The sequence below is a fragment of the Pseudomonas sp. R43(2017) genome (assembly GCF_002112345.1).
Lineage (GTDB): Bacteria > Pseudomonadota > Gammaproteobacteria > Pseudomonadales > Pseudomonadaceae > Aquipseudomonas > Aquipseudomonas kribbensis.
The window spans coordinates 19,443-46,074 of sequence record NZ_NEHJ01000009.1 but is presented as its reverse complement, the minus strand read 5'-3'; the positions used below and the strand labels follow the sequence as shown (position 1 = coordinate 46,074).

Sequence of the window (26,632 nt, the reverse complement as noted above, 5' to 3'; positions counted from 1 at the left end):
TAAGAAGGCGGGGCTATGACTTCCTTGAGCACTCATCATCAGGACAAGGCGACGTTCCTCGAACGCCTGATCTTCAACAACCGCCCGGCAGTGATCGTGATCTGCCTGCTGGTCAGTATTTTCCTGTTCTGGCAGGCGACGCTGATCCGGCCGTCCACCAGCTTCGAAAAAATGATCCCGCTCAAGCATCCGTTCATCGAGAAGATGATGGAGCACCGCAACGATCTGACGAACCTGGGCAACACCGTACGCATTTCGGTGGAAGCCAAGGACGGTGACATCTTCTCCAAGGAATACATGGAGACCCTGCGTCAGATCAACGACGAGGTGTTCTACATCTCCGGCGTCGATCGTTCCGGCCTGAAGTCGCTGTGGAGCCCGAGCGTACGCTGGACCGAAGTGACCGAGGAAGGTTTCGCCGGCGGTGAAGTGATCCCGCAGAGCTACGACGGCTCCCAGGACAGCCTCGACATGCTGCGCAACAACGTGCTCAAGTCGGGTCAGGTCGGGCGTCTGGTGGCCAACGACTTCAAGTCGAGCATCGTCGACATCCCGCTGCTGGAGTCCTACCCGGACCCGCAGGACCAGGGCAAGTTGCTGGCGCTGGACTATCGCCAGTTCTCCCATGAACTGGAAGACAAGATCCGCAACAAGTTCGAAGCACAGAACCCCAACGTCAAGATCCACATCGTCGGTTTCGCCAAAAAGGTCGGTGACCTGATCGATGGTCTGGTGATGGTGGTGATGTTCTTTGGCATCGCGTTCGTCATCACCCTGATCCTGCTGCTGTGGTTCACCAACTGCCTGCGCAGCACCGTGGCCGTACTGAGCACCACGCTGGTGGCGGTGGTCTGGCAACTGGGGTTGATGCACTTCTTCGGGTTCGGCCTCGATCCGTATTCGATGCTGGTGCCGTTCCTGATCTTCGCCATCGGTATTTCCCACGGCGTGCAGAAGATCAACGGTATCGCCCTGCAATCGAGCGAAGCGGACAACGCCCTGACCGCTGCGCGGCGCACCTTCCGGCAACTGTTCCTGCCGGGGATGATCGCGATTCTCGCGGATGCGGTGGGCTTCATCACCCTGCTGATCATCGACATCGGCGTGATCCGTGAACTGGCCATCGGCGCGTCCATCGGCGTGGCGGTGATCGTGTTCACCAACCTGATCCTGCTGCCGGTGGCGATTTCCTATGTCGGCATCAGCAAGCGCGCCATCGCCAAGAGCAAGAAGGACGCGAACCGCGAACACCCGTTCTGGCGCCTGCTGTCGAATTTCGCCAGCCCGAAAGTTGCACCGGTGTCCATCGCGCTGGCCCTGATCGCCTTCGGCGGTGGCCTCTGGTACAGCCAGAACCTGAAGATCGGCGACCTCGACCAGGGCGCGCCGGAACTGCGTCCGGATTCGCGCTACAACAAGGACAACAACTTCATCATCAACAACTATTCCACCAGCTCCGATGTATTGGTGGTGATGGTCAAGACCAAGTCCGAAGGCTGCTCGCGCTATGAAGCGATGGCGCCGATCGACGAGCTGATGTGGAAGATGCAGAACACCGAGGGCGTGCAGTCGGCGATCTCGCTGGTGACCGTGTCCAAGCAGATGATCAAGGGCATGAACGAGGGCAACCTGAAATGGGAAACCCTGTCGCGCAACCCGGACGTGCTGAACAACTCCATCGCCCGTGCCGATGGCCTGTACAACAACAGTTGCTCGCTGGCGCCGGTGCTGGTGTTCCTCAACGATCACAAGGCGGAAACCCTGGATCGTGCGGTCAAAGCCGTGCAGGAATTCGCCAAGGACAACAACAAGGACGGTCTGGAGTTCATCCTCGCGGCCGGTAACGCCGGGATCGAAGCGGCCACCAACGAAGTCATCAAACAGGCTGAACTGACCATCCTGATTCTGGTGTACATCTGCGTGGCGGTGATGTGCATGATCACCTTCCGCTCCTGGGCGGCGACCCTGTGCATCGTGCTGCCGCTGGTATTGACCTCGGTGCTGGGCAACGCGCTGATGGCGTTCATGGGCATCGGCGTTAAGGTCGCAACCCTGCCGGTGGTGGCGCTGGGCGTGGGGATCGGCGTGGACTACGGCATCTACATCTACAGCCGCCTGGAAAGTTTCCTGCGAGCCGGCCTGCCGTTGCAGGAAGCCTATTACCAGACCCTGAAATCCACCGGTAAAGCGGTGCTGTTCACCGGGCTGTGCCTGGCCATCGGCGTGTGCACCTGGATCTTCTCGGCGATCAAATTCCAGGCCGACATGGGTCTGATGCTGACCTTCATGCTGCTGTGGAACATGTTCGGTGCGCTGTGGCTGTTGCCGGCGCTGGCCAAGTTCCTGATCAAGCCTGAGAAACTGGCGGGGCAGAAGGGGAATTCGTTGTTTGCCCACTGATCCATTTGGCTGAAATGAAAAAGCCGCAACCTTGAAGGGTTGCGGCTTTTTTTATGTCTTCAGGACAGTTCGGTGCCGAGCACAACACTTAGCGCACTCCGCGCATCATCCAGCTGCACCAACGTCGCATGCCGAGCCCCCAACGCATCCCGGTTCTCGATCGCGGTGAGTATCGCCTTGTGCCGAGGCAACGCCAGTTCATGCAGATTCGGCCGCTGGTTGGAATGCTTCAACGCCTCGGCAATTGCCACCGACAGCATGTTGCACAGGTTCGCCAGCAAATCGTTGTGGGTCGCATCGGCAATGCGGCTGTGGAAGTCCAGGTCCGGTTGCAGCAAGGCTTCCGGTGTCGGCGCGGCTTCCATGCGTTGGTAGGCTTCGCCGATGGCGGCGATGTCGGCATCCGTAGCGTGCTGGGCGGCGAGGGCGGCGGCGGCCGGTTCGATGATGCTGCGCACGCTGGTCAGCACGTTGAAGAATTCATTCTGCGGGCTGCTTTGCATCAGCCAGTGCAGCACGTCCGGATCAAGCATGTGCCATTCGCGGCGCGGCTTGACCACTGTGCCTACGCGCGGTTTCGAGTACACCAGCCCCTTGGCCACCAACACCCGCGTGGCTTCGCGCAACACCGGCCGACTGACCGCGTATTCTTCGCAGAGCAAGGCTTCGGCGGGCAGTTTGTCGTCGGGCAGAAAACGGCCGGAGACGATCTGCATGCCCAGTTCCTGGACGATGCGCGAGTGCATGCTTTTGCGGTCGGAAGGTTTGCGGTAATCCATGGGGAGCGGCACGATCCTGAGCGATGGAGATGCCGCGCATCATAGCAGGCACCACACAATCTTGAGGCAGATACAGAGCAAATGTGGGAGCGGGCTTGCTCGCGAAAGCGGTGTGTCAGACAAACACAGGTTGCTGACACACCACTTTCGCGAGCAGACCCGCTCCCACAGGAGGCATGGTGGTGTCAGTGGGAGTGGCGGGGCACTTCAGCACCTCGGCAACCGACCAGGAAATCAAAATCACACCCCTGATCCGCCTGCAGCACATGGTCGATATACAACTGACGATAACCCCCCACCAACAACTGTTGCGGCGGTTGCAGATCCGCCATGCGCGCCGCCAGTTCGGCGTCCGGAATGTCCAGGTGCAGACGCCCGCTGGCGCAATCCAGCTCGATCCAGTCGCCTTCCTTCACCACCGCCAAAGGCCCGCCGGCAGCCGCTTCCGGGGCAACGTGCAAGACAACGGTGCCGTAAGCGGTGCCGCTCATCCGCGCGTCGGAGATACGCACCATGTCGGTCACGCCCTGGGCCAGCAGCTTGGCCGGCAAACCCATGTTGCCGACTTCGGCCATGCCCGGATAACCCTTCGGACCGCAGTTCTTCATCACCAGAATCGAGTTGGCATCGACGTCCAGCTCCGGGTCGTTGATTCGCGCCTTGTACATGTCGAAGTTCTCGAATACGACGGCGCGGCCACGGTGTTGCATCAGTTCCGGCGTGGCGGCGGACGGTTTGAGCACCGCACCGAGCGGCGCCAGGTTACCGCGCAACACGCAGATCCCGCCGTCAGCGCGGATCGGGTTGTCGAGGGTGCGGATCACTTGGTCTTCGCCGTAGATCGGTGCGTCCTTGGTGTTCTCGCCAATGGATTTGCCGTTGACGGTCAGCGCGTCAGGATTCGGAATCAGATTGGCCTCGCCAAGACGTCGCAGCACCGCCGGCAAGCCGCCCGCGTAGTAGAACTCCTCCATCAGGAAACGCCCGGACGGTTGCAGGTCGACAATGGTCGGCATGCCACGGCCCATGCGGGTCCAGTCGTCCAGATCCAGCTCCACACCGATCCGTCCGGCAATGGCTTTGAGGTGAATCACCGCGTTGGTCGAACCGCCAATCGCTGCGTTGACCCGGATCGCGTTTTCGAAGGCTTCTTTGGTGAGGATCTTCGACAGCTTCAAGTCTTCACGCACCATCTCGACCGCACGCATGCCGGACATGTGCGCCAGCACGTAACGCCGCGCATCCACCGCCGGAATCGCCGCGTTGTGCGGCAGGGAAGTGCCCAGCGCTTCGGCCATGCAGGCCATGGTCGACGCGGTGCCCATGGTGTTGCAGGTGCCGGCCGAGCGGGACATGCCGCCCTCGGCCGCCAGGAAGTCGTCGATGGTGATGGTGCCGGCCTTGACCTGCTCGCTGAGCTGCCAGACCACGGTGCCGGAACCAATGTCCTTGCCCTTGTGCTTGCCGTTGAGCATTGGCCCACCGGTGACGACGATCGCCGGTACGTCGCAACTGGCTGCGCCCATCAGCAGCGCCGGGGTGGTCTTGTCGCAACCGGTCAGCAACACCACGCCGTCAATCGGGTTGCCGCGAATCGCTTCCTCGACGTCCATGCTCGCCAGGTTGCGGGTGAGCATGGCGGTCGGACGCAGGTTGGATTCGCCGTTGGAGAACACCGGGAATTCCACCGGAAAGCCGCCGGCCTCGATCACACCGCGTTTGACGTGCTCCGCAATCTGGCGGAAATGCGCGTTGCACGGCGTCAGTTCCGACCAGGTGTTGCAGATGCCGATGATCGGCTTGCCATGGAACTGATGGTCGGCGATGCCCTGATTCTTCATCCAGCTGCGGTACATGAAGCCGTTCTTGTCGGCTGTGCCGAACCATTGGGCGGAGCGCAGGGTGGGTTGCTTATCAGACATGATCGATTCTCTTATTGTAAGACTATTGTTTGCGAGCTTCGGCTAAACATAAGCGCAAAATCGATGGTTTGGAAGTGTTGTTGCGTAATTAGTATTACTATATAGTCGTTTTCGATTGAGGGATGGCCCTGGCGGTTTTCCGCGAGAGGCGTCCCCGCAGGTTCCATAAAAACAACAATCGGAGACCGATCCCATGAGCCAGGAACTGCGGCTTGTCCGGCGTATCACGCTGAAACTGATTCCCTTCCTGATCCTGCTGTACCTGATCGCCTATGTGGATCGCTCCGCCGTCGGCTTCGCCAAGCTGCACATGGGCGCCGATATCGGCATCGGCGATGCCGCCTACGGCCTCGGTGCCGGACTGTTTTTCATTGGCTACTTTCTGCTGGAAATCCCCAGCAACCTGATGCTCGAACGCTTCGGTGCGCGGCGCTGGTTCGCGCGGATCATGATCACCTGGGGCGCGATCACCATCGGCATGGCCTTCGTCCAGGGCCCGCACAGTTTCTATGTGATGCGCTTTCTGCTCGGCGCGGCGGAGGCGGGGTTCTTTCCCGGCGTTCTGTACTACATCACCCAATGGTTCCCGGTGCGCCATCGCGGCAAGATCCTCGGGCTGTTCATACTGTCCCAACCCATCGCGATGATGATCACCGGCCCCGTATCCGGCGGCCTGCTGGGCATGGACGGCATCCTCGGTCTGCACGGCTGGCAGTGGCTGTTCATCGTCATCGGCACCCCGGCGATCCTGCTGACCTGGCCGGTATTGCGCTGGCTGCCGGACGGCCCGCAGCAAGTGAAATGGATGAATCAGGCCGAGAAGGACTGGCTGACCGGCGAACTGAAAAAGGATCTGCAGGAGTACGGCCAGACCCGCCACGGCAATCCGTTGCATGCGCTGAAAGACAAACGTGTGTTGCTGCTGGCGCTGTTCTATCTGCCGGTGACCCTGAGCATCTACGGACTTGGCCTGTGGCTGCCGACTCTGATCAAACAGTTCGGCGGCAGCGATCTGGTGACCGGTTTCGTGTCATCGGTGCCATACATCTTCGGCATCGTCGGGCTCCTGATCGTGCCGCGCAGTTCTGACCGCATGAATGATCGCTACGGGCATCTGGCGGTGCTTTACGTGCTGGGCGCCCTCGGCTTGTTCCTCAGTGCCTGGCTGTCGTTGCCGGTGGCGCAACTGGCGGCGTTGTGTCTGGTGGCGTTCGCGCTGTTCTCCTGCACGGCGGTGTTCTGGACCTTGCCGGGGCGCTTCTTTGCCGGCGCCAGTGCGGCGGCGGGGATCGCCCTGATCAACTCGGTCGGCAACCTCGGCGGCTACATCGGTCCGTTCGTGATCGGCGCGCTGAAGGAATACACCGGCAACCTTGCTTCGGGCCTGTACTTCCTGGCCGGCGTAATGGTGTTCGGGTTGATTTTGACGGGCGTCGTCTATCGCTTGCTGGAGCGCAAGCATGTGCTGCCGGTCGAGCAATTTGCAGCGAGTGCACGCGGTGCAACGCGCACTTGAATCTGCGGAACCATACACAACCCATGTGGGAGCGGGCTTGCTCGCGAATGCGTTGGGTCAGCCACCCTCACAGTTGAATGACACACCGCTTTCGCGGGCAAGCCCGCTCCCACAATGGGGCGGCGCCGAACTCAGAATTGGTATACAGGAGAGGACATATGCATCTGGTTCAATTCGAATTAAGTAACGGCGAGCGCCGTGTCGGGGTGGTCGAGGGCGGTCTGGTGCACGAAGTGCAGGATGCGCGCACGGTTCGTGATCTGGCACTGGCGGCGATCGAGGCCGGCAGTACATTGGCGCAGCAAGTGCAAACCCTCGGCCTCGGCATCAGCCACGATTACGCGCAGTTGCTCAAAGACCTGCGCGTCCTGCCGCCGCTGGATCACCCGGACCCGGCGCATCTGCTGGTCAGCGGCACCGGCCTCACGCACCTCGGCAGCGCGTCGGCCCGGGACAAGATGCACCAGCAGGCCGGCGACGAAGCGGCGATGACCGACACCATGCGCATCTTCAAGTGGGGCGTGGAGGGCGGCAAACCGGCGGCGGGGCAGGCCGGCGTGCAGCCGGAATGGTTCTACAAGGGCGATGGCAGCATTGTCGTGCGTCCTGGTCAGCCATTCCCGCTGCCGCCGTTTGCCGAAGACGCCGGCGAAGAGCCGGAGATGGCCGGCCTCTACGTTATCGGCCACGACGGCAAGCCGTATCGCCTCGGTTTCGCGGTGGGCAACGAGTTTTCCGATCACGTCATGGAGCGCAAGAACTACCTCTACCTGGCTCACTCGAAACTGCGCAGTTGCAGCTACGGCCCGGAACTGCGCGTCGGTGAATTGCCGCAACATCTGGCCGGCACCAGCCGCATCCTGCGCGACGGTGAAGTGCTGTGGCAGAACGAGTTCCTCAGCGGCGAGGCCAACATGTGCCACAGCCTGGCGAACCTCGAATACCACCACTTCAAGTACAGCCAGTTCCTGCGTCCGGGCGACGTGCACATTCACTTCTTCGGCACCGCGACTCTGTCGTTCGCCGATGGCATCCGCACTCAGCCGGGCGACGTGTTCGAGATCAGCCAGGCCGAATTCGGCGCGCCGCTGGTCAACGGCATTGCCCCGGTTGAAGCGGTTTTCCAACCGGACAGCATCGGCACCCTTTAAGGAGATTCCATGACTCAGATTCTCGGTCACAACTACATCGGCGGGCGTCGCAGCGCGGCGGGCAGCGTCAAGTTGCAGAGCATCGACGCCACGACGGGTGAGGCGCTCCCTCACGATTTCATTCAGGCGACGCAGGAGGAAGTGGACGCCGCCGCCAAAGCGGCCGCTTCTGCCTACCCGGCCTATCGCAGCTTGAGCGCCGAACGACGCGCGCAATTTCTCGATGCCATCGCCGATGAACTGGATGCGCTGGGCGATGATTTTGTCGCGGTGGTCTGCCGTGAAACCGCGCTGCCTGCCGGGCGGATTCAGGGCGAGCGTGGTCGCACCAGCGGCCAGATGCGGCTGTTCGCGAAAGTGCTGCGGCGCGGTGATTTCTACGGTGCGCGCATCGACCTGCCTCTGCCGGATCGCCAGCCGCTGCCGCGTCCCGATCTGCGTCAATACCGTATCGGCCTCGGCCCGGTGGCGGTGTTCGGCGCGAGCAATTTTCCGCTGGCATTTTCCACCGCTGGCGGCGACACCGCATCGGCGCTGGCCGCCGGGTGCCCGGTGGTGTTCAAGGCCCACAGCGGCCATATGGCCACGGCCGAATTCGTGGCTGACGCGGTGATTCGGGCGGCGGAAAAAACCGCGATGCCGGCCGGTGTGTTCAACATGATCTACGGCGGTGGCGTCGGCGAGTGGCTGGTCAAGCATCCGGCGATTCAAGCTGTCGGTTTCACCGGTTCGCTCAAGGGCGGACGGGCGTTGTGCGACATGGCAGCTGCGCGTGCGCAGCCGATCCCGGTGTTCGCCGAGATGTCGAGCATCAACCCGGTGATTGTGTTGCCCCAGGCCCTGGCCGTGCGTTCGGAATCCGTCGCCCGTGATCTGACCGCCTCGGTGGTGCAAGGCTGCGGTCAGTTCTGTACCAACCCGGGCCTGGTGATCGGCATTCGCTCGCCGCAATTCACGGCGTTCGTCGAGCAAGTCGCTGCGCTGATCGGCGATCAACCGGCGCAAACCATGCTCAATGCCGGGACCCTTGGCAGCTATGGCAAAGGTCTGGAAAAACTCTTGGCGCATGCCGGCATCGAGCATCTGGCCGGCAATCCGCAGCAGGGTAATCAGGCGCAGCCGCAGTTGTTCAGGGCCGATGCCAGTCTGTTGATCAATGGCGATGAAGTGTTGCAGGAAGAAGTGTTCGGCCCGACCACGGTGATCGTCGAAGTGGCCGATCAGGCGCAACTGAGTGCGGCGCTGCATGGTCTGCATGGGCAACTCACCGCGACGATCATCGGCGAGCCGGCAGACTTCGTGCAGTTCCCGGAACTGACGCCGTTGCTGGAACAGAAGGTCGGGCGGATCCTGCTCAACGGTTACCCGACCGGTGTCGAGGTGTGTGATTCGATGGTTCACGGCGGGCCGTATCCGGCAACGTCCGATGCTCGCGGCACCTCGGTCGGCACCCTGGCCATTGATCGTTTCTTGCGCCCGGTGTGCTTCCAGAACTACCCCGACAGCCTGCTGCCGGAACCGTTGAAAAATGCCAACCCGCTGCGGATTCAGCGGCTGGTCGACGGCAAGCCTTCACGCGAAGCGCTCTAAGCCGGATCGCCGGGTCTTGTGTGGGCAAGCTCCCCTGAGGCCCGGCGGCCACATTGAGCTATCATTGCCACTTTCCCCCTGAAAGACATGATCGACATGACTGCCGTACCAGACACCCTTCTCAACGCCCTCGAACACTGCGGTATGGTCGAAATCGACGGCCTGCACGCCTTCGAATTCGCCCTCGATGAAGACGACAACCTGCATATCGAGTGCATCGATGGCCGAACGGCCAAGCATTGGGAGTTCACACCGGCCCAGGTTGAAGCGGCGACGTTCGACCAGGACCTGCAGAGCTGGTTGATCATCGGTTTTGCCAGCGACACCAAAACCGTCGGCGAACACCGTCTGGTCTGCCTCGGTGATGTACTCAGCAGCGCCGACGACGAGGATGAAACCGAATGAACATGCGTAAATTCTGGCCGTTGCTGATGGCCGGCAGCGTCGGTGCGATGGGCCTGTCCAGTGCCTCGGCCGAGAGCTTCCAGTTGCTGGTCGGCTCCTACACCGCCGGCACCAGCCAGGGCATCTACCGGATGAACTTCGACAGCGCCACCGGCCAGATCGACGCCAAGCCGCTGCAGGTGATCAAGAGCGAAAACCCGTCGTGGCTGACCCTCTCCAAGGATCAGCACCGGGTGTTCGTGGTCAACGAAAACGGCCCGGGCCAGAAAGACCCGGTCGGTCGCGTCAGCAGTTATTCGATCGATCCGAAAACTCATGCGCTGACCCTGATCAATCAGGTGCAGAGCCTGGGCAATGAGCCGACCCATTCGAGCCTCAGCGGCGACGCCAGTCATCTGTTCGTCAGCAACTATTCCGTGGTCGAAGATCCGGGCGGCACCCTCGCGGTGTTGCCGGTGGGCAGCGACGGCAAGCTCAAACCGGTGGTGCAGATGAGCGCGCACCCGGCGAGTCGGGTCAATCCCGAGCGTCAGGCCTCGAACCACGTGCACTCGACGATTTCCTCGCCGGACGGCCGTTATGTGTTCTCCAACGACCTGGGTGCAGACAAAGTCTTCGTCTACCAATTCGACCCGAAAGCCAACCCGGACCTGCCGCTGACTCCGGCGAAAACCGCTTCGGTGCAACTGCCACCGGGCAGCGGGCCGCGTCATCTGCTGTTCAGCGCTGACGGCAAACATGCCTGGCTGACCATGGAAATGAGCGCCCAGGTTGCCGTGTTCGACTACAAGGACGGCGTGCTGACCCAGACGCAAATGGTTGATCTGGCAGCCGGCCAGCCGACTTCGGACAAAGCCGCTGCGGCGCTGCACGCGTCGGCTGATGGCAAATTCCTCTACGTCAGCAACCGTGGCACCGCCAATCAGTTGCTGGTGTTTGCCATCGACCCGGCCAGCGGCCAGCTCAAGGAACTGCAGCGACGTTCGGTGGAAGGCGATCACCCGCGTGAGTTCAGCCTCGATCCGAGCGGCAAATTCCTGCTGATCGCCAACCAGAAGAGCAACCAGATTGTCGTGGTCGAACGCGACGGCAAGACCGGTCTGCTCGGCAAAACCGTGCAAAAACTGCCGATGGACGCCCCGAGCGACCTCAAGTTTCTCGTGCGTCAATAAGCCGCAGGCCCCGGTCTACGGGGCCTGACGCTTTGTATTAATCCTGCTGATAACAGGTAATGGTGCAAAGCATTTCAAGCGAGCAACCCTCGAGCGTTAAGTTTGCTTCACGGCCCAACCGGGCAAGCAAGCCAACCGAACTCGAGGGTTACCGCCATGAACTTCAATCTCTTCTCCGTAATTGCCGCTTCCGCCATCTCCGCCACCGTTGCTCTGCCAGCCAGCGCCAACGTTGAAATCAGCAGCAAAAAATCCCACACCCAGAGCTACACCCAGAAATACCTGCAACAGAGCGCCAACTTCTACGCCGCGCTGGATCACAAAGCCCAACACTGAAATTTCCGTCACACCCTGGAACTGCCCAAGGCTGCGATCCTTTGATCTTGTTTATCAAAAGCAAAATCAAAAGATCGCAGCCTTGGGCAGTTTTTTGCGCGTGTATCGTCAGGCGATAGACATTTTCAAACGGCGGGATAGACCGGCTAAATAATCAACGAAGCTGATGGTTACTATGGTAAACGCTGAGTGGTTACCCCGGCTTTTTTGATTGATTCTGTGGGCGTCGAAACATTGTCCACGGAGCACACATCATGGCCAGTTCAATCCTCACTTCCGCCAAACGCGGCGCCTACCTGGCCATCGGTCTGTACCTGGTCATGGTGCTGTTCGTCAGCCTCGCGTCCCAGTCGCAACACAGCTTCGATGCGCCGATCCAGGTCGCGCATCCCGGCGTCCAGTTCGAACTCCGCTCGCAAAGCGCAGCGGTGGATTCCGCTGAACTTGCGGGAGCCGTCGGAGCATGAAAGGCTACAGATTCTGGGTCATCGCCGGTCTGGCGATCATGACCAATGGCGCGTCCCTGTTGGGGTTCGGTCAGGGCTCGGTCGGCGGGCTGGCCCGGGCCATAGAGGCCAACCACACCATTGCGCACAACATCGAACGGGCCAATGCGCTGGGGCTGCTGGCCGGCAATCCACCGGTGAAAACCGAAGTGAGTTTTCTCGGACCGTTCCAAGTGGATTGCTCGGCCATCGGCATGTGCCAGGTACTGGCGTAAGGCGCTTACTTTTTCATGATGGCGGTAAACAGCTCCGACTCGAGAAAGCGCTGTAGCCAAGCCTGCAACCGCTCATAAGGCGTCGTCGCAAACCACTCGCGATCCACATGGGCGAACTGGCGGACGAAGGGCAGCAGCGCGATATCGGCCAGGCAAGGATGATCGGTCAACAAGTAATCACGACCTTCGAGCAATCCATCCAGCTGCTGCAAGAACAGCGCACCTTCCGCGCGATAAACCTCCATCGGCTGTTCCGGGTAACGCTCGGCGTACTTGTAGCGATTCAGGTGCACCTTGAACACTTGATCGTTGGCTTCGATCAACTCGGCAATCCTTGAATCGCCACCCAGTAACCAGTCATCCGGATCATTCTGCGCCAGCGCCCAGCGCATGATCTCCAGGCTTTCATCGATCACCTGACCACCGGCATCCAGCACCGGCACCGTGCCCTTGGGCGAGATCGCCAGCATCTCGGCCGGTTTGGCCTTGAGGCTGACTTCGATGATCTCCACCGGCACGCCCGAATAGCGCAACGCCATCCGCGCCCGCATCGCGTACGGGCAGCGGCGGAACGAATACAGCGTGTTCATTTCACCTCCAGTGTGCTCAAACCATTGCCCTGGCGCTGCACCTGAATCTGCACCGGAATCCGCTCGTGCATTTCCTGCACGTGGGAAATCACCGCGACCTTGCGGCCCTGAGCCTGCAAACCGTCGAGGGCGTCCATGGCCAGTTGCAGGGATTCCGGATCGAGGCTGCCGAAGCCTTCATCGATGAACAGCGATTCGATCTTCAACGTGCTCGACGCCATCGAGGCCAGACCCAATGCAAGAGCCAGCGACACCAGGAAGGTTTCTCCGCCGGACAGCGAATGCACCGAGCGCAGTTCGTCGCCCATTTCGGTGTCCATCACCAGCAGACCCAGCATGCTGCCGCCGCGTTTGAGGCGATAGCGTTTGACCAGTTGCCGCAGTTGCGCGTTGGCGTGATGCACCAGCAGGTCGAGGTTGTAGGCCTGAGCGATCTTGCGGAAGGTGTCACCGGTGGCCGAACCGATCAAGGCATTGAGTCGTGCCCAGCGCTGATATTCGGCATAGGCGTCGGCGATCTGCTGCGCCAACACGGAGTTGGCGTTCTGCCGGCGCTGATCTTCGACTTGTTCGGCGCGCAGTTCGGCGCAGAGCTGTTCACTGGCGCCGCACTGGTTCTGCAAGTCGGCGAGGGCGGCGGCGAGTTGTTCGGCTTCGAGGTTGCCGTTGTGCTGCGCCCGATGCTCGAGCAACTGGCGATCACGCTCCTGCAACAGCACTTTGGCGTGCTCCAGGGCCTTTTCGTTGCGCTGCAAACGCTCGCGCAGCTCGCTGACCTGCGCGTCATCGACCCGCAACAGATCTTCGAGACCGCCATCATCCAGTTCCGGATGACGGGCGCGCCAGTCGGCAATCTTGCCGGCCAATTCACGGTCTTCGGCTTCCAGCGCCTGCAAACGCTCTTGCTGCGCCTTGAGTTCGGCGGCGATTTGCACGAGTTGCGTGCGCACGCCTTGCAGGGCCTGAGTCGTGGTGGATTCGGCGTTGCGCGCCTGTTCCACCGCGAGTTCAAGCTGCTGCTGCCAGTGTTCGGCACAGTTGTGATCGCCCAGCAATTGCGACAGTTTCTCCTGGCTGGCCTGTTGTTGAGCGGTCAGCGTGTTGAGCTGTTGCTCAGCGGTTTGCAACTGCTGGACACGGCTCTGTTGACGATCTTGTTCCTTCTCGAGCGTCTGCTGGCGTTGTTGCTGTTCAGCCAGTTCTTCTTTTTGCTGATCGACTTGCGCCAGACGCTCGGCAATCTGCCGGTCAAGCTGCATGAAGGTCGCGGCCGGTTCGGCGCGCAGGGCTTCGTGAGTTTCGGAAGGCAACAGCGTGGCGAAGGCTGCGAGTTCTTCGTCCAGACGCTGGCGGTCGGCATTCAGCTCGCGTTGCTGATTGCTCAGGTTCTGGGTGGCTTGCTGGTGTGCGGTTTCGGCGTGACGCAATTGCTGGTTCAGGCGCGCCGCATCCTGTTGCAAGGTGAGCAGGGCGGTCTGGCGTTGTTCGTCCTGGGCGATGCTCTGGTTCAGTTGATCGTTCTGGCGAGTGAGCCACGCAGCGCGCTTGTCGCTGTCCTGATTCAGCAACTGAGCGGCCAGCGGATGAGATTCGATGCTCGGCGTCAGTGCCTGCTGTTGTACCGCTAGTTGTTCCTGCTGTTGCAGCAACTCTTTCTGTTGGGCAATCACGCCACCGACGCTGGCGCGCAGCTCGGTGAGTTTTTCCTTCAGTTGATCGACCGCCTGCTGCGCGCTGGCCTGCTCGCTTTCATCGTGACGACCGAGGCTTTGCAGCAGGGCTTCCGGCTGGTGATATGGATGCTCGTTGCTGCCGCAGACCGGACATGGCTGGTCATCCTGCAATTGCGCACGCAGCTCTTCGACACTGGCACTGCGGGCTAGACGCTGGCGTTCGAGCAGTTCACGGGTGACGTTGAGGGTCTGTTCGGCGACGGTCAGTTCGGACTTGGTTTTTACTCCGTCCTGGGTCAGGCGCTCACGCTCCTGTTGCGCATCGAGCTGGCGCTGTTGCAGCTCCGCACTGCGTTTGTCCAGTTCCTGTTGACTGGCCCACAGGCGCGTCAGGTCTTCGACGGCGCGCAGTTGTTTGCGGTTGTCCTGCAACAGGGTGCCGAGGATGCCGATCTGCTCGGCGACGGCGTCCGGCTCAGCGCCGGCCTCTTTGAACAGCACTTCAAGTTGCTGTTTTTGCGTTGACAGTTCTTCGGTGGCGCGGGCGGCGTTCTGTTCGAGACTCGCCAGTTCGCTTTCGCCCTTGTTCAACCGGTTGCCGATCAGCATCAGTTGCTGCAACCGGTCGCGGTAGGCATTCCAGGCTTCGCTCAACGGTGCCAGATGAGCGCTTTGCTCCAGATCGGCGGCGATGCGTTGCAGGCGTTCCGCGACCTGCTTTTGCTGATCGAGCAGGGTCTGGATTGCGCTTTGGCCCTGAGTGCAGGCCTGTTCGGCAGCTTGCTTCGTTTCGGCACCGGACGCGACTTCCCTGACGAGGCGGGCGAGGGTGCTTTGCTCATCGAAGGCCTGACGCAACAGCGGCGCACTTTCGCTCTGTTGCTTCTGCGCTTCGGTCAGGGCGATTTGCGCAGCACTCAGGTCTTGTTCAAGTTGAGCCTGACGTTCGGTCAACTCGGCTTGTTGCTGGGTATGCGCCTGGATTTGCGCCGCCAGTGGCGTCAGCCGCGCATCGATTTCAGCCTTGCGGGCGAACTGGTGCCGTTGCGGGGCGAGCTGTTCAAGGCGCGTCAGTCGCAAGCGTTCGCCGGCCAGCGTTTCGCGCTCATGTTCGGCGCTCTGCAGTTGCTCGGCAGCTGCTTGCTGCGCGTCCTGCAACAGGTGCAGATCCTTGAGCCAGGTGTGTTGTTGCTCAAGCTGTTTGAGTTGTGCCTGCTGCAACTTCAATTGCTGCTGGGCAGCGTTGAAGCGCTCGTCGAGTTCGGCGCGAGCCTCGGGCGGCAGCGGGGTCACGCCGGTGGCCTGATCCTGCAACTGCTTGTGGGCTTCGCGAGCCTCTTTGGTCTTGTCGAACGCACGCCGGCCGAGGCGGGTGTAGAGCGCCGTATCGGTGAGTTTTTCCAGCAGCTCGCTGCGGTCGTTGTCATCGGCCTTGAGGAACGCACTGAACTCGCTCTGGGCCAGCAGCACGGCGCGGGTGAACTGTTCGAAGTTCAGGCCCAGCGCGGCTTCGAGCTGAACCTTGTACTCGCCTTTCTGGCTGGCGAGCAGTTGATCCTGATCGATGTCGCGCAGGCTCTGGCGGCTGGCCTGCAACTTACCGCCGGCCTTTTCCCGGGCGCGGTTGGCTTCCCAGCGCGCGCGATAGCGGCGACCATCGACGCCGACAAAATCCACTTCGGCAAACCCTTCGCCCGTACCACGACGCAGCAGGGTGCGCGGGTCGCCGGTGGCGATTTCGCCGTCGGCGTCCGGCACCTTGGCGTCACGCCCGGTGTTGTTCAGACGCGGCACGGCGCCAAACAACGCCAGGCACAAAGCATCGAGCAAGGTACTTTTGCCGGCACCGGTGGGGCCGGTGATGGCGAACAGACCGGCGCTGGCCAGCGGCTCAGCGGTGAAGTCGATCTCGAACGGTCCGGCCAGCGAAGCAAGGTTCTTCAAACGAATGGCGAGAATCTTCATGGCTGCTCGCCCTCCATTTGTACGTCCTGCAGCAGCGTGGCGAAGTCCTTGAGCGTTTGCTCATCGACCTCGTTGCCGTAATTGTCGAGCCAGGCGCGGCTGAACAATTCCTGTGGTGTGAGCTGGTCCAGTTCGATCAGCGCGCTGCCGTCCTCGACGCCGTCAGCGCCACGGTTGCCGGCGTATTCGGCGGCGATCCGCACCAGTCGCACGGCCTTGCCTTGCAGGGCACTTTCGACCTGATGGCGCAGATCCGGTTGCGGTTCGTCGAGGGTCACGCGCACTTCCAGCCACGGCTGGCGCTGGGTTTCGGCCAGCAGGTCGATGTTCGGCAGATCCGCCAGTTGCAGCAGAATTTCCGCCAGCGGCGCAGGGCCGAGGCGTTGCAGATTCACGGAACGGGGGATCAGTATCGGCTCGACGCTGACCAGGGTTTCGCCGTCGAGCACGACGTCGAGAACTTGATGCTGATAACTGATTTCCGAAAACGACAACGGAATCGGCGAGCCGCTGTAGCGAATCCGCTCTTCGCCATTGACCTTCTGCGGTTTGTGCAAATGGCCGAGGGCGACATAGCTGATGCTCGGCCCGAACAGGCTGGCGGGCAGGGCTTCGGCATTGCCAATGATCAGGCTGCGTTCGGAGTCTTCCGACACCGAACCGCCAGCCATGTGTGCGTGGCTGATGGCGATCAGCGCCTGGCCAGGCTGACGCTTGGCGTTGGCCGCTTCGATCAGCCATTCATGCACCTGGCCAATGCCGCGCAGATAGTTGTCGCCCAGATGCGTGCCGGTCACTTCGGCCGGGCGCAGGAACGGTAGCGCCAGGCACCACGCGGCGATCTCGCCCGAGGCATTCGGCAGCGGCAACAACAGGCGTTCCGAATCGAGCTCGCCGTCGTCCAGCCACAACACCCGGCCCAACGCATGGGTACGCAAACGCCGCATCAACGGCGCGGGCAACTCGATCCGCGAGCCGGAATCGTGGTTGCCGGCAATCATCACGATGGTCAGCAGCGGCTGCTGCTCGTGGGCGTTGACGATGAAATCGTAAAGGCGTTCCTGGGCTTTGACCGGCGGGTTCACCGTATCGAAGATGTCGCCGGCGATCAGCAGCACGTCCGGCTGCGCCAGCTTCAATTGACGCAGCAGCCACTCGAGAAAACAGCTGTGTTCGAAATCGCGCTCCTGGCCGTGCAGGTTCTGCCCAAGGTGCCAGTCGGAGGTGTGAAACAGACGCAAGGCTGACTCCGCAATATAAAGAGGTGATGGCCGCGTGGAAGGAGAGGGCGGCGAAAGAGGGGGAGTTTACAGATTATTGCGGCAGGCAGGCTTGTCCGGGAGGCGGGGGCACGATCTCGATGAATCCTTGATTGACGGGCCTACACCCGATATCTACCATCGCGCCACTATATTGATATCAATCAGGATCGGAGCGGCCCTTGCAACTGATTTGGGAGCCGGGCATGAGATTTCGGGATCTGGAACAAGGTCCGGAACGCTTCAGCCTTGAGCCGGGTGTTTACAGGCGTGCCGTGATGATCGTGATGAATATAAATCTGTCCCCGTTTTTACTGCTTTTAAAGGATGATTATGCGCTGTTTCGGAATCTCGTTATTGCTGGGCATTACTCTGCTGACGTCAGGCTGCAATACCACGCCCGTAGACAAGGCGACGGTTTACTATGATCGGGCACAATTTTCTTCGCAGATCGTAAAAGATGATCCTTCTCTGAGTGATCCAATTCTTCAGCACGGGCGTTGCTCATTGATTATCTCCACGCCAGGATCGAATACGGGCACCTACCAATTCTGTACTTTTGCGCTGACTGCCAATGGGCTTTATGTCCAGGGATGGGATGCGAAAGCGTTGAAGTACGTCGAGGTCGTGCATGTTGAATTGTCGAACATCAAGGAAATGTCGCTTCATACTTTCTTCCGTACCAAGCAACTACAGTTGACTGAGGAACGGCGACAACTGGCATTGAGTGTATCGATTGATGAGGGTGGCTACGTTGATGCTGCCGCGACTGAGCGTTTGTTTGACACCATCAAGAAGAAGGGTGTTCTTGTGGTGGAAAGCAAGGGGATGATCAACCCACCTGCACCGCCGGCACCGATGATTATTCCTGTCATTATTCCGAGATAAAGCTGTTGAAAACGGGGGGCAGATTTATTTGATTGAATAGTTCTGCTCTCTATTGATTGCAAGTGTGACTAGTTGCTTGGCGCTAAGTGAGAGGCTATGCCGAAATTTGCTTGTGTTTGCGGTTATGTAATAAACCTGTCCAAAGGCACGTCTGAAGCTGAGCTTTCTCTGGTCTCAGAGCAAAAGATAGATGATATCGGTAATGCGCTCTCGAGCCGTGGTTTGACTGAAGAAGAGTTTTATCAGTTTTTCGAAACCGGGGCTGTCACAGTCTATCGCTGTCCCCAATGTGCTCGATTGCACGTGGATGAAGGGGGAGGAAGATTTTCTGCCTATATTAAAGAAGTGCGGAATATTTGATTTTTCTATGGTTTAAAGGTGGCGGTTTTTTACCCGGTTTTGTTTTGTTTAATAAATCTGTCCCCTTTATTGCCTTTATTGCAAAAAAAGGATTAGAAGGTGGAATTGAAATTTTTCTACAGGTACGGTGGAACCCACCCTGTAGTGGGTCATGTGTATTACGCTGCCGCGGAGACCTTGCCGGGGCAAGCAGGAGCGAAACGATATGACCGGTACGTATGTGAAGTGTTAATTGCGATAGCTCAAACCGCCGAGAGTTGTGACCGAATTCTTGACGCCATCGAATCAATTGAAGAAGGTTTGGAAACCACCATCATTGAAGGTGGGAATGATGTACTGCTGAACATGGACGCCTCAGGTGTACAAGTGGACATTTTGGTCAATGATGACTGGGTGGGGCAGCCGGAAAGTCATTTTTCATTAGTGGAGTGGCGGATGGTTATTGAAAGATGGAAATGTCTTCTTCAGCGCCCTGAGGATTCCGGCGAGGTAGATCTATTAACTTTGCCATAGTGAGGGGCAAAAGGACAAATGGGCAAATGGGCAAATGGGTGAAAGGGGGGGCGGATTTATTTAATTCAGTAGAAAAAATTAAATAAATCTGTCCCCTTCTTGTGGTCCCCTTCTTGTGCTTCTTGTATGTTATGGGTGCACCACTTATGTCACTTTCGGAAAATAGGCGTCTATTCGCAAAAATATTGGATGGAGAGTTGCCGAGCGCAGTGTTTAATATGATGCTGAAAGCTGTTAGTGATCTGGATAAGTATGTTTTGGCAGAGGCTTTTCTGGAGGAATATGATCGTTTGGATGATAAGATTATTTCTGTGATTTGGCATTGGAAAAGTGTTAAATCGATGAGAGGTACTTCTGATCAGCAACTTGATGAGGCACTTCTAAGGAAGATGAGAGAGGCAGGTTATAAGGTTTGAAGAGTTGAAGAGTTGAAGGAGAGACGATTTTTTTTGGACGATAAAAGGGGGGCATGTGATGACTAATGGATATGCTGTTGTTTTGCAGTCAAGTGCTGAATTGCCCGAAAGAACATTTTTGGTCAATCAGGCATGGGGTAGTGTTCCTGTCTCGTTTGTTCAGGATGAAGAGGATTTTAAGACAAAAGGGGACAGATTTATTTGATTTGATTAGTTCGCGATATTCCCCTGAATCAATTGAGTGTGAGCGATCTTGGCGATGATTAATGTTTCAAGTGTAGATTCTGCGTTGTCAAGGAGCGCTTTGGCTTTAGCCAAAGTGCTTGAGAATATGAGCTGATGTTTGAGGGTTTCTGTGAAAGCTAACAAGGCAATGGAGTCGCTGCTGGCTGACCTCCCACACGTTGTTCTGGAGGGTGAGCTGGGCCGTATTGCACGTTCTGGTTTTGTCGAGCGTGATGGTTGTATTTTTATCGCAGCCCTGAATCCTCAAAGTCATATGAACCTCGATAGCTTTCCTGATAGAACCGGCTATGAGTGTTTCGTCAACTCGGTTCATATTGATGATTATGTCAGTGCTGATTTTTTAGCGACCGCTATTTTCTGGTTGTCCCTGGTACTTGATCAGTGGAATAAGTCTGCTCTGCCGGGTGTTCTTCAGGGGAGCGTTTCAAACGACGAATTCGGTGCTACGGTCAAGGTTCATGTGCTCCGTCCTGATGAATCCTGGTTGAGCGATGACCTTGAGGGGTATGAGCAAGCAGTGCTTACTATCAACTCGGGCGACAGAGGATTTCTTGAGGCGACAACTCTCGGTCTTTCAGTTCTCTGAGTTGGAGACTCTTTCGGAAATGGTGGTAATCGCTCAATAACTCGAAAGGCTTTTATGAATGACTGTTGAATTTGATTTGCTCGGCCCTCGAGACCTTGGGCCGATTCGCGCAGGTATGACCCGTGACGATTCGAGGTCGGCCCTTGAAAGCCCCTTTGACGAGTTTTTGAAAAATCCGGATTCCTCTATCCCAACCGACGCATACGTCGAGGCTGTTTATGTGGACTTTACTGGCGTCGACTGAGCGTAGCCGGGGATGACCTACTTCGGATAAAGCGGCGGCAACCCGCTATCGCCCACCGGATCCTGCACCCGCTCCGCCGTCGGAATCGTGCGGATCGCGCGCCACAAATCTTCACCCTGCCAATGCTGCCCGGTTTCGCTGTACAGCGCGCCGTTCAAACCATCAAGCGCATTCGACAGCGGCACAAAACGCGCCGCCATGTCTGCCAGGGTTTCCGGCTGCTGACGGGCCCACGCGTCGAGCGCCTGGCGGGTGGCTTGCGGGTCGTTGGCCTGGCTGGCGCGTTTGATGTCGTCGAGCAGGGTGCGCGGACTCGGGCCGGTTTGGGCGGCGCGCAGGATTGCCGGTTGCCAGCGGGCACGCCACCAGAGGCCGAAGCCGAGCAGGGTGGTGCAGGCCAGGATCAGTGTGCTGAGTTTCCACCACCACAGCGCTTCGCTGTCGGCGGTGTTGAAGGATTGCGAACTGCCGGCCGGGGTGTCGACCTGCAGGCTCGGGTTGTTCACCACTTGCAGGGTGCGGGCCGGCAGGCTGGTGTGTTCCAGGTGATCTTCGAAGGTGTTCCACCACACCACGTCCACGGTCGGCAGTTCGATCGAACCGCTGCGGCTCGGCACCAAGGCTTCGCGTTCTTCACGGCTGCCGATCAGGCCACGCTCGCTGCTCTGGTTGTTGAGCACCGGTTGGTCCGGGTAGCGACGCAGGCCGTTGGCCTCGGTGGCCGGCAGGGCGGGCAGTTGCGAACTGGCCAGGCCTTCGATCTTGAGGGTCAGGCTGCGGGTCAGAGAGTCGCCGACCTGGGTGTGATCCGGCTCCGGGTTCCAGCTTTCGCTCAGGCTCAGGCTGCGGGCCGGCAGCCACGGCGCGTCGGCCGGATAAGTGATCGGCTTGGGTTTGACCGTCAGCGGGATTTCCGTAGAAGTCACTCGCAACACTTTGCCCGGTTTCGGACCCTGTGCGTTGGCGTCCTTGGCAGGCTGGGTGTCCACCCGTGTGGCGCTGAAGGTCTGCGGGGTGATGGTCAGCAAACCGCTGTGCTGCGGGAAGATCGCATAGCGCATTTCGATCACGCCATGCCGCACGCCGTTGATGTCTTTTTCGTAGGTGCGTGTATCGCCCAACTGTTCGACCCGCGCATCGGTGATCTGCAACGGCGTGACGCTGCTGTCGTCGTACAGCGACACCGAATGGTAGATGCGCAGGGTCAGGACGGCCTGGGCCTGCACGTAGACGCTGCTCTGGTCGAGGCTGGACTCGATGAACACCGGATCGAGCACGTTCTTTTCTTCGGTGACGTCGCTTTCCACCACCTGCACGGTGATCGGCTGGCTCTGGGTTTCACCCAGTTTCAATGACGGAATCTCAACGCTGCCATTCTGTTTCGGCAACAGGGTGATGATCCAGCGGGTGGTGGCGCGGTTCTCGTTGTTGAGGGTGTTCAGCTGGTTGACCTGCCGCGTGCCGCGCACTTCGAACAGCGGCTCCAGCGGGGTCAGGTCCGGTTTGCCGAATTGCGTGACATCGTTGGATTCGAGGGTGAGTTCCACCGTCTCGCCGGAGTTCAGGCGACTGCGATCCACACTGGCCGTCAGCTCGGCCGCCTGAGCGGTGGCCGTGCAGATCAGCAGGGGTAGCAAGAGAGCGGTGAAACGGGTCATCGAGTGTTTTCCTGATCCTGATGTTGTTGCTGTTCGTACCAGAATTTGCGTCGCAGCAGTTCGCCCGGATCGTCCGGGATCTTGCCCAGCCATTGTTCCAGTGCCTGACGCTGCTCGGCTTCGAGGTTGTCCTCGCCGGGGCTCAGCGTCGGGGCCGTGTTCTGTTCCGCGTCCGGCGCGCTGTCCGGCAATTCGTTGGGGCCCGGCTGTGGCGGGGTGGTCGGCGGCGGTTCGCTCGCTGACTCCGCAGGCTGGGCCTCACTTTGCGCGTCATTCTTGATCGCTGGTGGCGGCGCAGTGGCGGGCGGTGGTTCGTCGCCCGGCACGTTTTGCTGCGTCGGTTGCTTCTCGGGCTCGGTTGGCGGCGGAGTGTTTTTCTGCTTGAGCAGGTTCTCCACCAGCGCCTTGTTGGTCAGCGCCGGGCGCAAGTCCGGCTGCAATTCCAGGGCCTGTTCATAGGCGTCGATCGCCGCTTCCAGCTCACCGCTTTTCGCCAGTGCGTTGCCACGATTGTAGTGGGCGCGGGCATCGCTGCCCTCGGCGAAACGCTCGGCGGCGCCACTGTAATCGCCGGCCTCGTACAACGCCAGCCCCTGCCATTGGTGGTCTTCGAAGTGTTGCGCAGCCTCGGCCGGACGCTTCTGTTTCAGCAGGTGCAAACCCTGTTGGTCAGGTCGCAGCCACAGGTCTTCGAAATTGAAAGCGTAGCTCGGTTGCGGCAGGCAGAAGAGCAGCGGCAGACAGAACAACCAGCCACGGCGCCCGGCACAGGCGGCGAGCAGCAACAACGGCAACAGCAGCCAGTAACCCTGATCGGCCCAGGTATCGAGGCGCAAGGTCTGGCCGTCATTGCGCAGGCTGCGCGGGCCATCGAGCAGGCCGAGGCTGCGCAAGTCCGATTCATCCAGCCGCGCGCTGTGGTACTCGCCACCCACCGAATTGAGGAAGGCACCGAGGCCGGGGCTGTCGAGTTGCGGCACGCGGATCGCACCCTGGGCGTCCTTGAGGAAACTGCCGTCCTCCTGAGCAATCGGCGCGCCCTCGGCGGTACCGATGCCGAGCATCAGCAACTGCGCCGATTGCCCGCTCAGTGCGCGGCGAATGCCCTGGCGCTCTTCATCGGACAGCGAAGAACCGATCAGCAGAATACGGCCCTGACCCAGCGCCCCTTGTTCCAGCAAGGTCAGCGCTTTGCTCACGGCAAGATCGGCGCGATGGCCGCTTTCCGGCATCAGCGACGGCTTGAGGGCATCGAGCAGATTGCGGCTGGTCGCCAGATCATCCGACAGCGGCACCAGCGTGTGGGCGCTCCCCGCGTAAACGACGATGGCGGTCTGCGCGTCGCTGCGTGCTTTGAGCAGATCGAACAGCTTGCGCCGGGCTTGCTCCAGACGGGTCGGCGGCGAGTCGGTGGCGAGCATTTCCGGGGTCAGTTCCAGCACCACCACCAGTGGATCGGCCGGCTTCTGGCTGGTCTGTTCAACCCGCTCCCAGCTCGGCCCGAGCAGCGCCAGAATAGTCAGCAACCACGCGACGCCCAGCGCAACCCACGGCAACTTGCTGTCGCGCCCGCTGCCGCCACTGAGCAACGCGGCATGGAACGCCGGCGGCAGAATCATCTGCCAGCGTCCGGCGCGTTTCTGTCGGTGCCAGAGCTGCCAGATCAACCAGCCGAGCAGCGGCAACAGCAGCAACCACCATGGACGGAACCAGTGCGGCCAGAGGGCGATCATCGGCGCCTCCGCAGACGCAAACGCTTGAGGCGCTCGCGCCAGTCAGGCAGGGGGCTTTGCAGATACAGCTCCTTGGTGAACAGCCGTTGCAGCGGGTTGTCCGGCCACAATTCACGGGCGACCAGCAACATGCTCAACAGCAACGCCAATGCCAGCGGCCATTGATACAACGCCTGGGCCGGGCGCGCCTGAGTCGGCTGCTGGGCCACCGGTTCCAGTTGGTCGAGGGTGTCCTTGATCGCTTGCAGTTCCTTGCCGTCGCGGGCGCGGAAATAACGGCCACCGGTAGCGTCGGCAATCGCCTTGAGTGCCGGCTCGTCGAGGTCGAGGGTCGGGTTGCCGCCGAGCAGTGCCGTGGCGCCGCTTTCTTCAGGATCGGCACCGATGCCGATCGGATAGATTTTCACGCCTTCGTTGGCTGCCAGTTTTGCGGCGGTCAGCGGCTCGATTTCGCCGCCGTTGTTGGCACCGTCAGTCACCAGAATCAGCACGCGGCTCTGCGCCGGGCGCATGCGCAGGCGTTTCAGGGCCAGACCGATGGCGTCGCCGATGGCGGTGTTTTTGCCGGCGATGCCGATCCGCGCTTCGTCGAGCCACACCCGCACGGTGCGCCGGTCAAACGTCAGCGGTGCTTGCAGGTAAGCCTGACTGCCGAACAGGATCAGACCGACCCGGTCACCATCGCGGCTTTCGAGGAAGTCACCGAGCAAATGCTGGACCAGCGACAGACGACTCACGTCTTCGTCGTTCCATTGCATGTCGGGGAAGTCCATCGAGCCGGACACGTCCACCGCCACCAGCAGATCGCGACCGCTCGCAGCAATCGGCAACGGCTCGCCCAGCCATTGCGGGCGGGCGGCGGCGATCAGCAGCAGCAACCACAGCAGCATGAACGGTGCTTGCTGACGCCAGGCCGGCAAATTGGCCCGGGCGCGGCGGCGGGCGAGGCCTTCCAGGTCACCGAGAAAACTCACTTTCAACGCCGGCTCGCCACTGTCGGCCACCGGCAGCAAGAGGCGCATCAGCCACGGCAGTGGCAACAGCACAAAGATCCACGGCCAGGCGAACTCAAACATGCTTGCGGATCCAGGTATCGACGGCTTGCGTCAGGCCGGCGATGGCCTTGTCGTCGAGTTTGCATTCGGGCTTGTAGGCGCCTTCCACCAGCACCATCCAGCGGGTCAGGCCAGCGGCAGGGCAACGGTTGTCGAGGAACGCCAGCCACTTGCGCCCGTTGAGGGTGTGGCTCTGGCTGTAGGGGTAGTGGTTGCGACACAGGCGTTTTAACAGGCCGTTCAGTTGTTGCAACCATGCGCCGGCCGGTGCGCCGTCGTAGGGTTTGACCATTTGTGCCAGTTCGGCCAGCGCGGCAACGCGCACCGGATCAAGCGGGATTTCGGCGCGCACGACCGGTTTTTTCTTGATCGGGATGAAACGGCGCAGACGCCACAACGCGTAGCCGATCAGCGGCAGCAGCAAAAGCAGCAGCCACCAGCCCGGCGCCGGAGGCCAGAAGGCGATCGGTGGCGGGGAAATCAGCGGTTGCAGTTGTTCGAGGCCGTTCATCGAACGTTCCCCGGGCGCTGCGGGTTGAGGAACTCGCGCATCTGCTCGACCATTTCGCTCTGGGTGCTCAGTGGCATCAGCAAGACCCGCAGTTTCTGCGCGAGCAATTCCCAGCGAGCGATGCGCGCTTCGGCCTGGGCGCGATAGGTCTGGCGCAGGTCAAAGTTCAGCGTGTCGAGTTCCAGTTGTGCGCCACGTTCGGCGAATCGCAGCAGACCGGCAGCGGGCAGGGCGTGGTCCAGCGGATCGGACAGCGGCAGCATCAGCAGATCGCAATGGCGTGACAGCAGGCTCAGTTGCTGCTCGGCGCTGTCGCTCAAGGCGCGCTCGTCACAGATCACAATCACCAGACTGCCCGGACGCAATACTTCACGGGCCCGGCGCAACGCGACACCAAACGCATCGCGATCCGGCTCCCGCTCGCTGTGCAGCGACTGATTGACCTTCACCAGCCGGTTGAGCAATTGCAGCAGGCTTTGCTTGCTGCGGCGCGGCTTGATCTCGTAATGCTCGTTGTCGCCGAACACCAGCCCGCCGACCCGGTCGTTATGGCCCAACGCGGCCCAGCCAATCAGCGCCGCAGCCTGCGCCGCGAGTACCGATTTGAACATCAGCCCGGAGCCGAAGAACAGCCGCGTGCTTTGCTCGACCATGATGAAAATCGGCCGCTCGCGTTCTTCATGGAACAGCTTGGTGTGCGGCTCCTGAGTTCGTGCTGTGACGCGCCAGTCGATGGTGCGCACGTCGTCGCCGGCCTGATAGACCCGCACCTGATCGAAGTCCACGCCACGACCGCGGAATTTCGAGTGATGCAGGCCGATCAGCGGGCTGCGCTGGCTCGGCGTGGAAAACAGCTGCACTTCGCGCACGCGGTGGCGCATCTCGATCAATTCGGCGAGGGAGATGCGGATACCGGGTTCGGACGGCAGAGAGGCGTTCATGG

General features: G+C 60.2%; 25 protein-coding genes. 15 read left to right on the top strand and 10 right to left on the bottom strand.

Annotated features, from left to right (window positions below):
* Positions 1-15 precede the first annotated feature (15 nt).
* Complete coding sequence (locus CAG02_RS23575; RefSeq protein WP_085711332.1) at positions 16-2,400, top strand: RND family transporter; 2,385 nt, start codon at positions 16-18, stop codon at positions 2,398-2,400.
* Positions 2,401-2,459: 59 nt separating this feature from the next.
* On the opposite strand, the gene CAG02_RS23570 is transcribed toward CAG02_RS23575, so the two are convergent.
* Entirely contained in the window at positions 2,460-3,179 is a 720-nt protein-coding gene (locus tag CAG02_RS23570; protein ID WP_085711331.1) for a FadR/GntR family transcriptional regulator, read from the bottom strand.
* Positions 3,180-3,364: 185 nt separating this feature from the next.
* Positions 3,365-5,101: an IlvD/Edd family dehydratase gene (locus tag CAG02_RS23565; protein ID WP_085711330.1), complete on the bottom strand. Its 1,737-nt coding sequence runs from the start codon at positions 5,099-5,101 to the stop codon at positions 3,365-3,367.
* A gap of 193 nt (positions 5,102-5,294) precedes the next feature.
* Here CAG02_RS23565 and CAG02_RS23560 point away from each other — a divergent pair, with 193 nt between their 5' ends.
* The 8 genes from CAG02_RS23560 (at position 5,295) to CAG02_RS23525 (ending at position 11,992) form a co-directional block, all read left to right on the top strand.
* Positions 5,295-6,617, top strand: coding sequence for an MFS transporter (locus tag CAG02_RS23560; protein WP_085711329.1), 1,323 nt, complete (start codon positions 5,295-5,297; stop codon positions 6,615-6,617).
* A 158-nt stretch (positions 6,618-6,775) separates the two neighbouring features.
* A complete protein-coding gene (gene araD1, locus CAG02_RS23555; protein WP_085711328.1) occupies positions 6,776-7,768 on the top strand; it encodes an AraD1 family protein in 993 nt (330 codons plus the stop codon).
* A 9-nt stretch (positions 7,769-7,777) separates the two neighbouring features.
* Positions 7,778-9,358: an aldehyde dehydrogenase (NADP(+)) gene (locus tag CAG02_RS23550; protein ID WP_085711327.1), complete on the top strand. Its 1,581-nt coding sequence runs from the start codon at positions 7,778-7,780 to the stop codon at positions 9,356-9,358.
* Positions 9,359-9,454: 96 nt separating this feature from the next.
* Positions 9,455-9,763: a DUF5629 family protein gene (locus tag CAG02_RS23545; RefSeq protein WP_085711602.1), complete on the top strand. Its 309-nt coding sequence runs from the start codon at positions 9,455-9,457 to the stop codon at positions 9,761-9,763.
* Entirely contained in the window at positions 9,760-10,935 is a 1,176-nt protein-coding gene (locus CAG02_RS23540) for a lactonase family protein (RefSeq protein ID WP_085711326.1), read from the top strand. The genes CAG02_RS23545 and CAG02_RS23540 overlap by 4 nt, the downstream gene beginning before the upstream one ends.
* A 156-nt stretch (positions 10,936-11,091) precedes the next feature.
* Positions 11,092-11,271: a hypothetical protein gene (locus tag CAG02_RS23535; protein WP_085703571.1), complete on the top strand. Its 180-nt coding sequence runs from the start codon at positions 11,092-11,094 to the stop codon at positions 11,269-11,271.
* Between the two features lie 254 nt (positions 11,272-11,525).
* Positions 11,526-11,738 (top strand): hypothetical protein, encoded by a 213-nt coding sequence (locus CAG02_RS23530; protein ID WP_085711325.1) that lies wholly within the window; start codon positions 11,526-11,528, stop codon positions 11,736-11,738.
* Entirely contained in the window at positions 11,735-11,992 is a 258-nt protein-coding gene (locus CAG02_RS23525) for a hypothetical protein (protein WP_085711324.1), read from the top strand. The genes CAG02_RS23530 and CAG02_RS23525 overlap by 4 nt, the downstream gene beginning before the upstream one ends.
* Positions 11,993-11,997: 5 nt before the next feature.
* On the opposite strand, the gene CAG02_RS23520 is transcribed toward CAG02_RS23525, so the two are convergent.
* The 3 genes from CAG02_RS23520 to CAG02_RS23510 are packed head-to-tail and all read right to left on the bottom strand — an operon-like array spanning position 11,998 to position 17,461.
* Positions 11,998-12,582 (bottom strand): glutathione S-transferase, encoded by a 585-nt coding sequence (locus CAG02_RS23520; protein ID WP_085711323.1) that lies wholly within the window; start codon positions 12,580-12,582, stop codon positions 11,998-12,000.
* The gene (locus CAG02_RS23515; RefSeq protein ID WP_085711322.1) at positions 12,579-16,220 is read right to left on the bottom strand and encodes an AAA family ATPase; all 3,642 of its coding nucleotides are present in this window, start codon (positions 16,218-16,220) and stop codon (positions 12,579-12,581) included. The genes CAG02_RS23520 and CAG02_RS23515 overlap by 4 nt, the downstream gene beginning before the upstream one ends.
* Complete coding sequence (locus CAG02_RS23510) at positions 16,217-17,461, bottom strand: exonuclease SbcCD subunit D C-terminal domain-containing protein (protein WP_085711321.1); 1,245 nt, start codon at positions 17,459-17,461, stop codon at positions 16,217-16,219. The genes CAG02_RS23515 and CAG02_RS23510 overlap by 4 nt, the downstream gene beginning before the upstream one ends.
* A 375-nt stretch (positions 17,462-17,836) precedes the next feature.
* On the opposite strand from CAG02_RS23510, the gene CAG02_RS23505 reads away from it, so the two are divergent.
* From CAG02_RS23505 to CAG02_RS23480, 6 genes are all read left to right on the top strand, one after another.
* The gene (locus tag CAG02_RS23505) at positions 17,837-18,367 is read left to right on the top strand and encodes a hypothetical protein (RefSeq protein ID WP_256576909.1); all 531 of its coding nucleotides are present in this window, start codon (positions 17,837-17,839) and stop codon (positions 18,365-18,367) included.
* 96 nt (positions 18,368-18,463) lie between these two features.
* Positions 18,464-18,727 (top strand): hypothetical protein, encoded by a 264-nt coding sequence (locus tag CAG02_RS23500; protein WP_256576908.1) that lies wholly within the window; start codon positions 18,464-18,466, stop codon positions 18,725-18,727.
* Positions 18,728-18,826: 99 nt separating this feature from the next.
* The gene (locus CAG02_RS23495) at positions 18,827-19,240 is read left to right on the top strand and encodes a hypothetical protein (protein WP_085711319.1); all 414 of its coding nucleotides are present in this window, start codon (positions 18,827-18,829) and stop codon (positions 19,238-19,240) included.
* 146 nt (positions 19,241-19,386) lie between these two features.
* Positions 19,387-19,656, top strand: coding sequence for a hypothetical protein (locus CAG02_RS23490; protein ID WP_085711318.1), 270 nt, complete (start codon positions 19,387-19,389; stop codon positions 19,654-19,656).
* A gap of 355 nt (positions 19,657-20,011) precedes the next feature.
* The gene (locus CAG02_RS23485; protein ID WP_256576907.1) at positions 20,012-20,488 is read left to right on the top strand and encodes a hypothetical protein; all 477 of its coding nucleotides are present in this window, start codon (positions 20,012-20,014) and stop codon (positions 20,486-20,488) included.
* A 58-nt stretch (positions 20,489-20,546) separates the two neighbouring features.
* Positions 20,547-20,732 (top strand): hypothetical protein, encoded by a 186-nt coding sequence (locus CAG02_RS23480; RefSeq protein ID WP_085711317.1) that lies wholly within the window; start codon positions 20,547-20,549, stop codon positions 20,730-20,732.
* 17 nt (positions 20,733-20,749) lie between these two features.
* Here CAG02_RS23480 and CAG02_RS23475 read toward each other — a convergent pair whose 3' ends face one another.
* The 5 genes from CAG02_RS23475 to CAG02_RS23455 are packed head-to-tail and all read right to left on the bottom strand — an operon-like array spanning position 20,750 to position 26,630.
* The gene (locus tag CAG02_RS23475; protein ID WP_085711316.1) at positions 20,750-22,390 is read right to left on the bottom strand and encodes a BatD family protein; all 1,641 of its coding nucleotides are present in this window, start codon (positions 22,388-22,390) and stop codon (positions 20,750-20,752) included.
* On the bottom strand, positions 22,387-24,123 hold the full coding sequence (locus tag CAG02_RS23470; RefSeq protein WP_085711315.1) for a tetratricopeptide repeat protein: 1,737 nt from the start codon (positions 24,121-24,123) through the stop codon (positions 22,387-22,389). Before CAG02_RS23470 ends, CAG02_RS23475 begins: the two co-directional genes overlap by 4 nt.
* Positions 24,120-25,199 carry a VWA domain-containing protein gene (locus CAG02_RS23465; protein ID WP_085711314.1) on the bottom strand — a complete coding sequence of 360 codons (1,080 nt, stop codon included), beginning with the start codon at positions 25,197-25,199 and terminating at the stop codon, positions 24,120-24,122. The genes CAG02_RS23470 and CAG02_RS23465 overlap by 4 nt, the downstream gene beginning before the upstream one ends.
* Entirely contained in the window at positions 25,192-25,689 is a 498-nt protein-coding gene (locus tag CAG02_RS23460) for a DUF4381 domain-containing protein (protein ID WP_085711313.1), read from the bottom strand. The genes CAG02_RS23465 and CAG02_RS23460 overlap by 8 nt, the downstream gene beginning before the upstream one ends.
* Positions 25,686-26,630: a DUF58 domain-containing protein gene (locus CAG02_RS23455; protein ID WP_085711312.1), complete on the bottom strand. Its 945-nt coding sequence runs from the start codon at positions 26,628-26,630 to the stop codon at positions 25,686-25,688. Before CAG02_RS23455 ends, CAG02_RS23460 begins: the two co-directional genes overlap by 4 nt.
* Between the last annotated feature and the right edge of the window lie 2 nt (positions 26,631-26,632).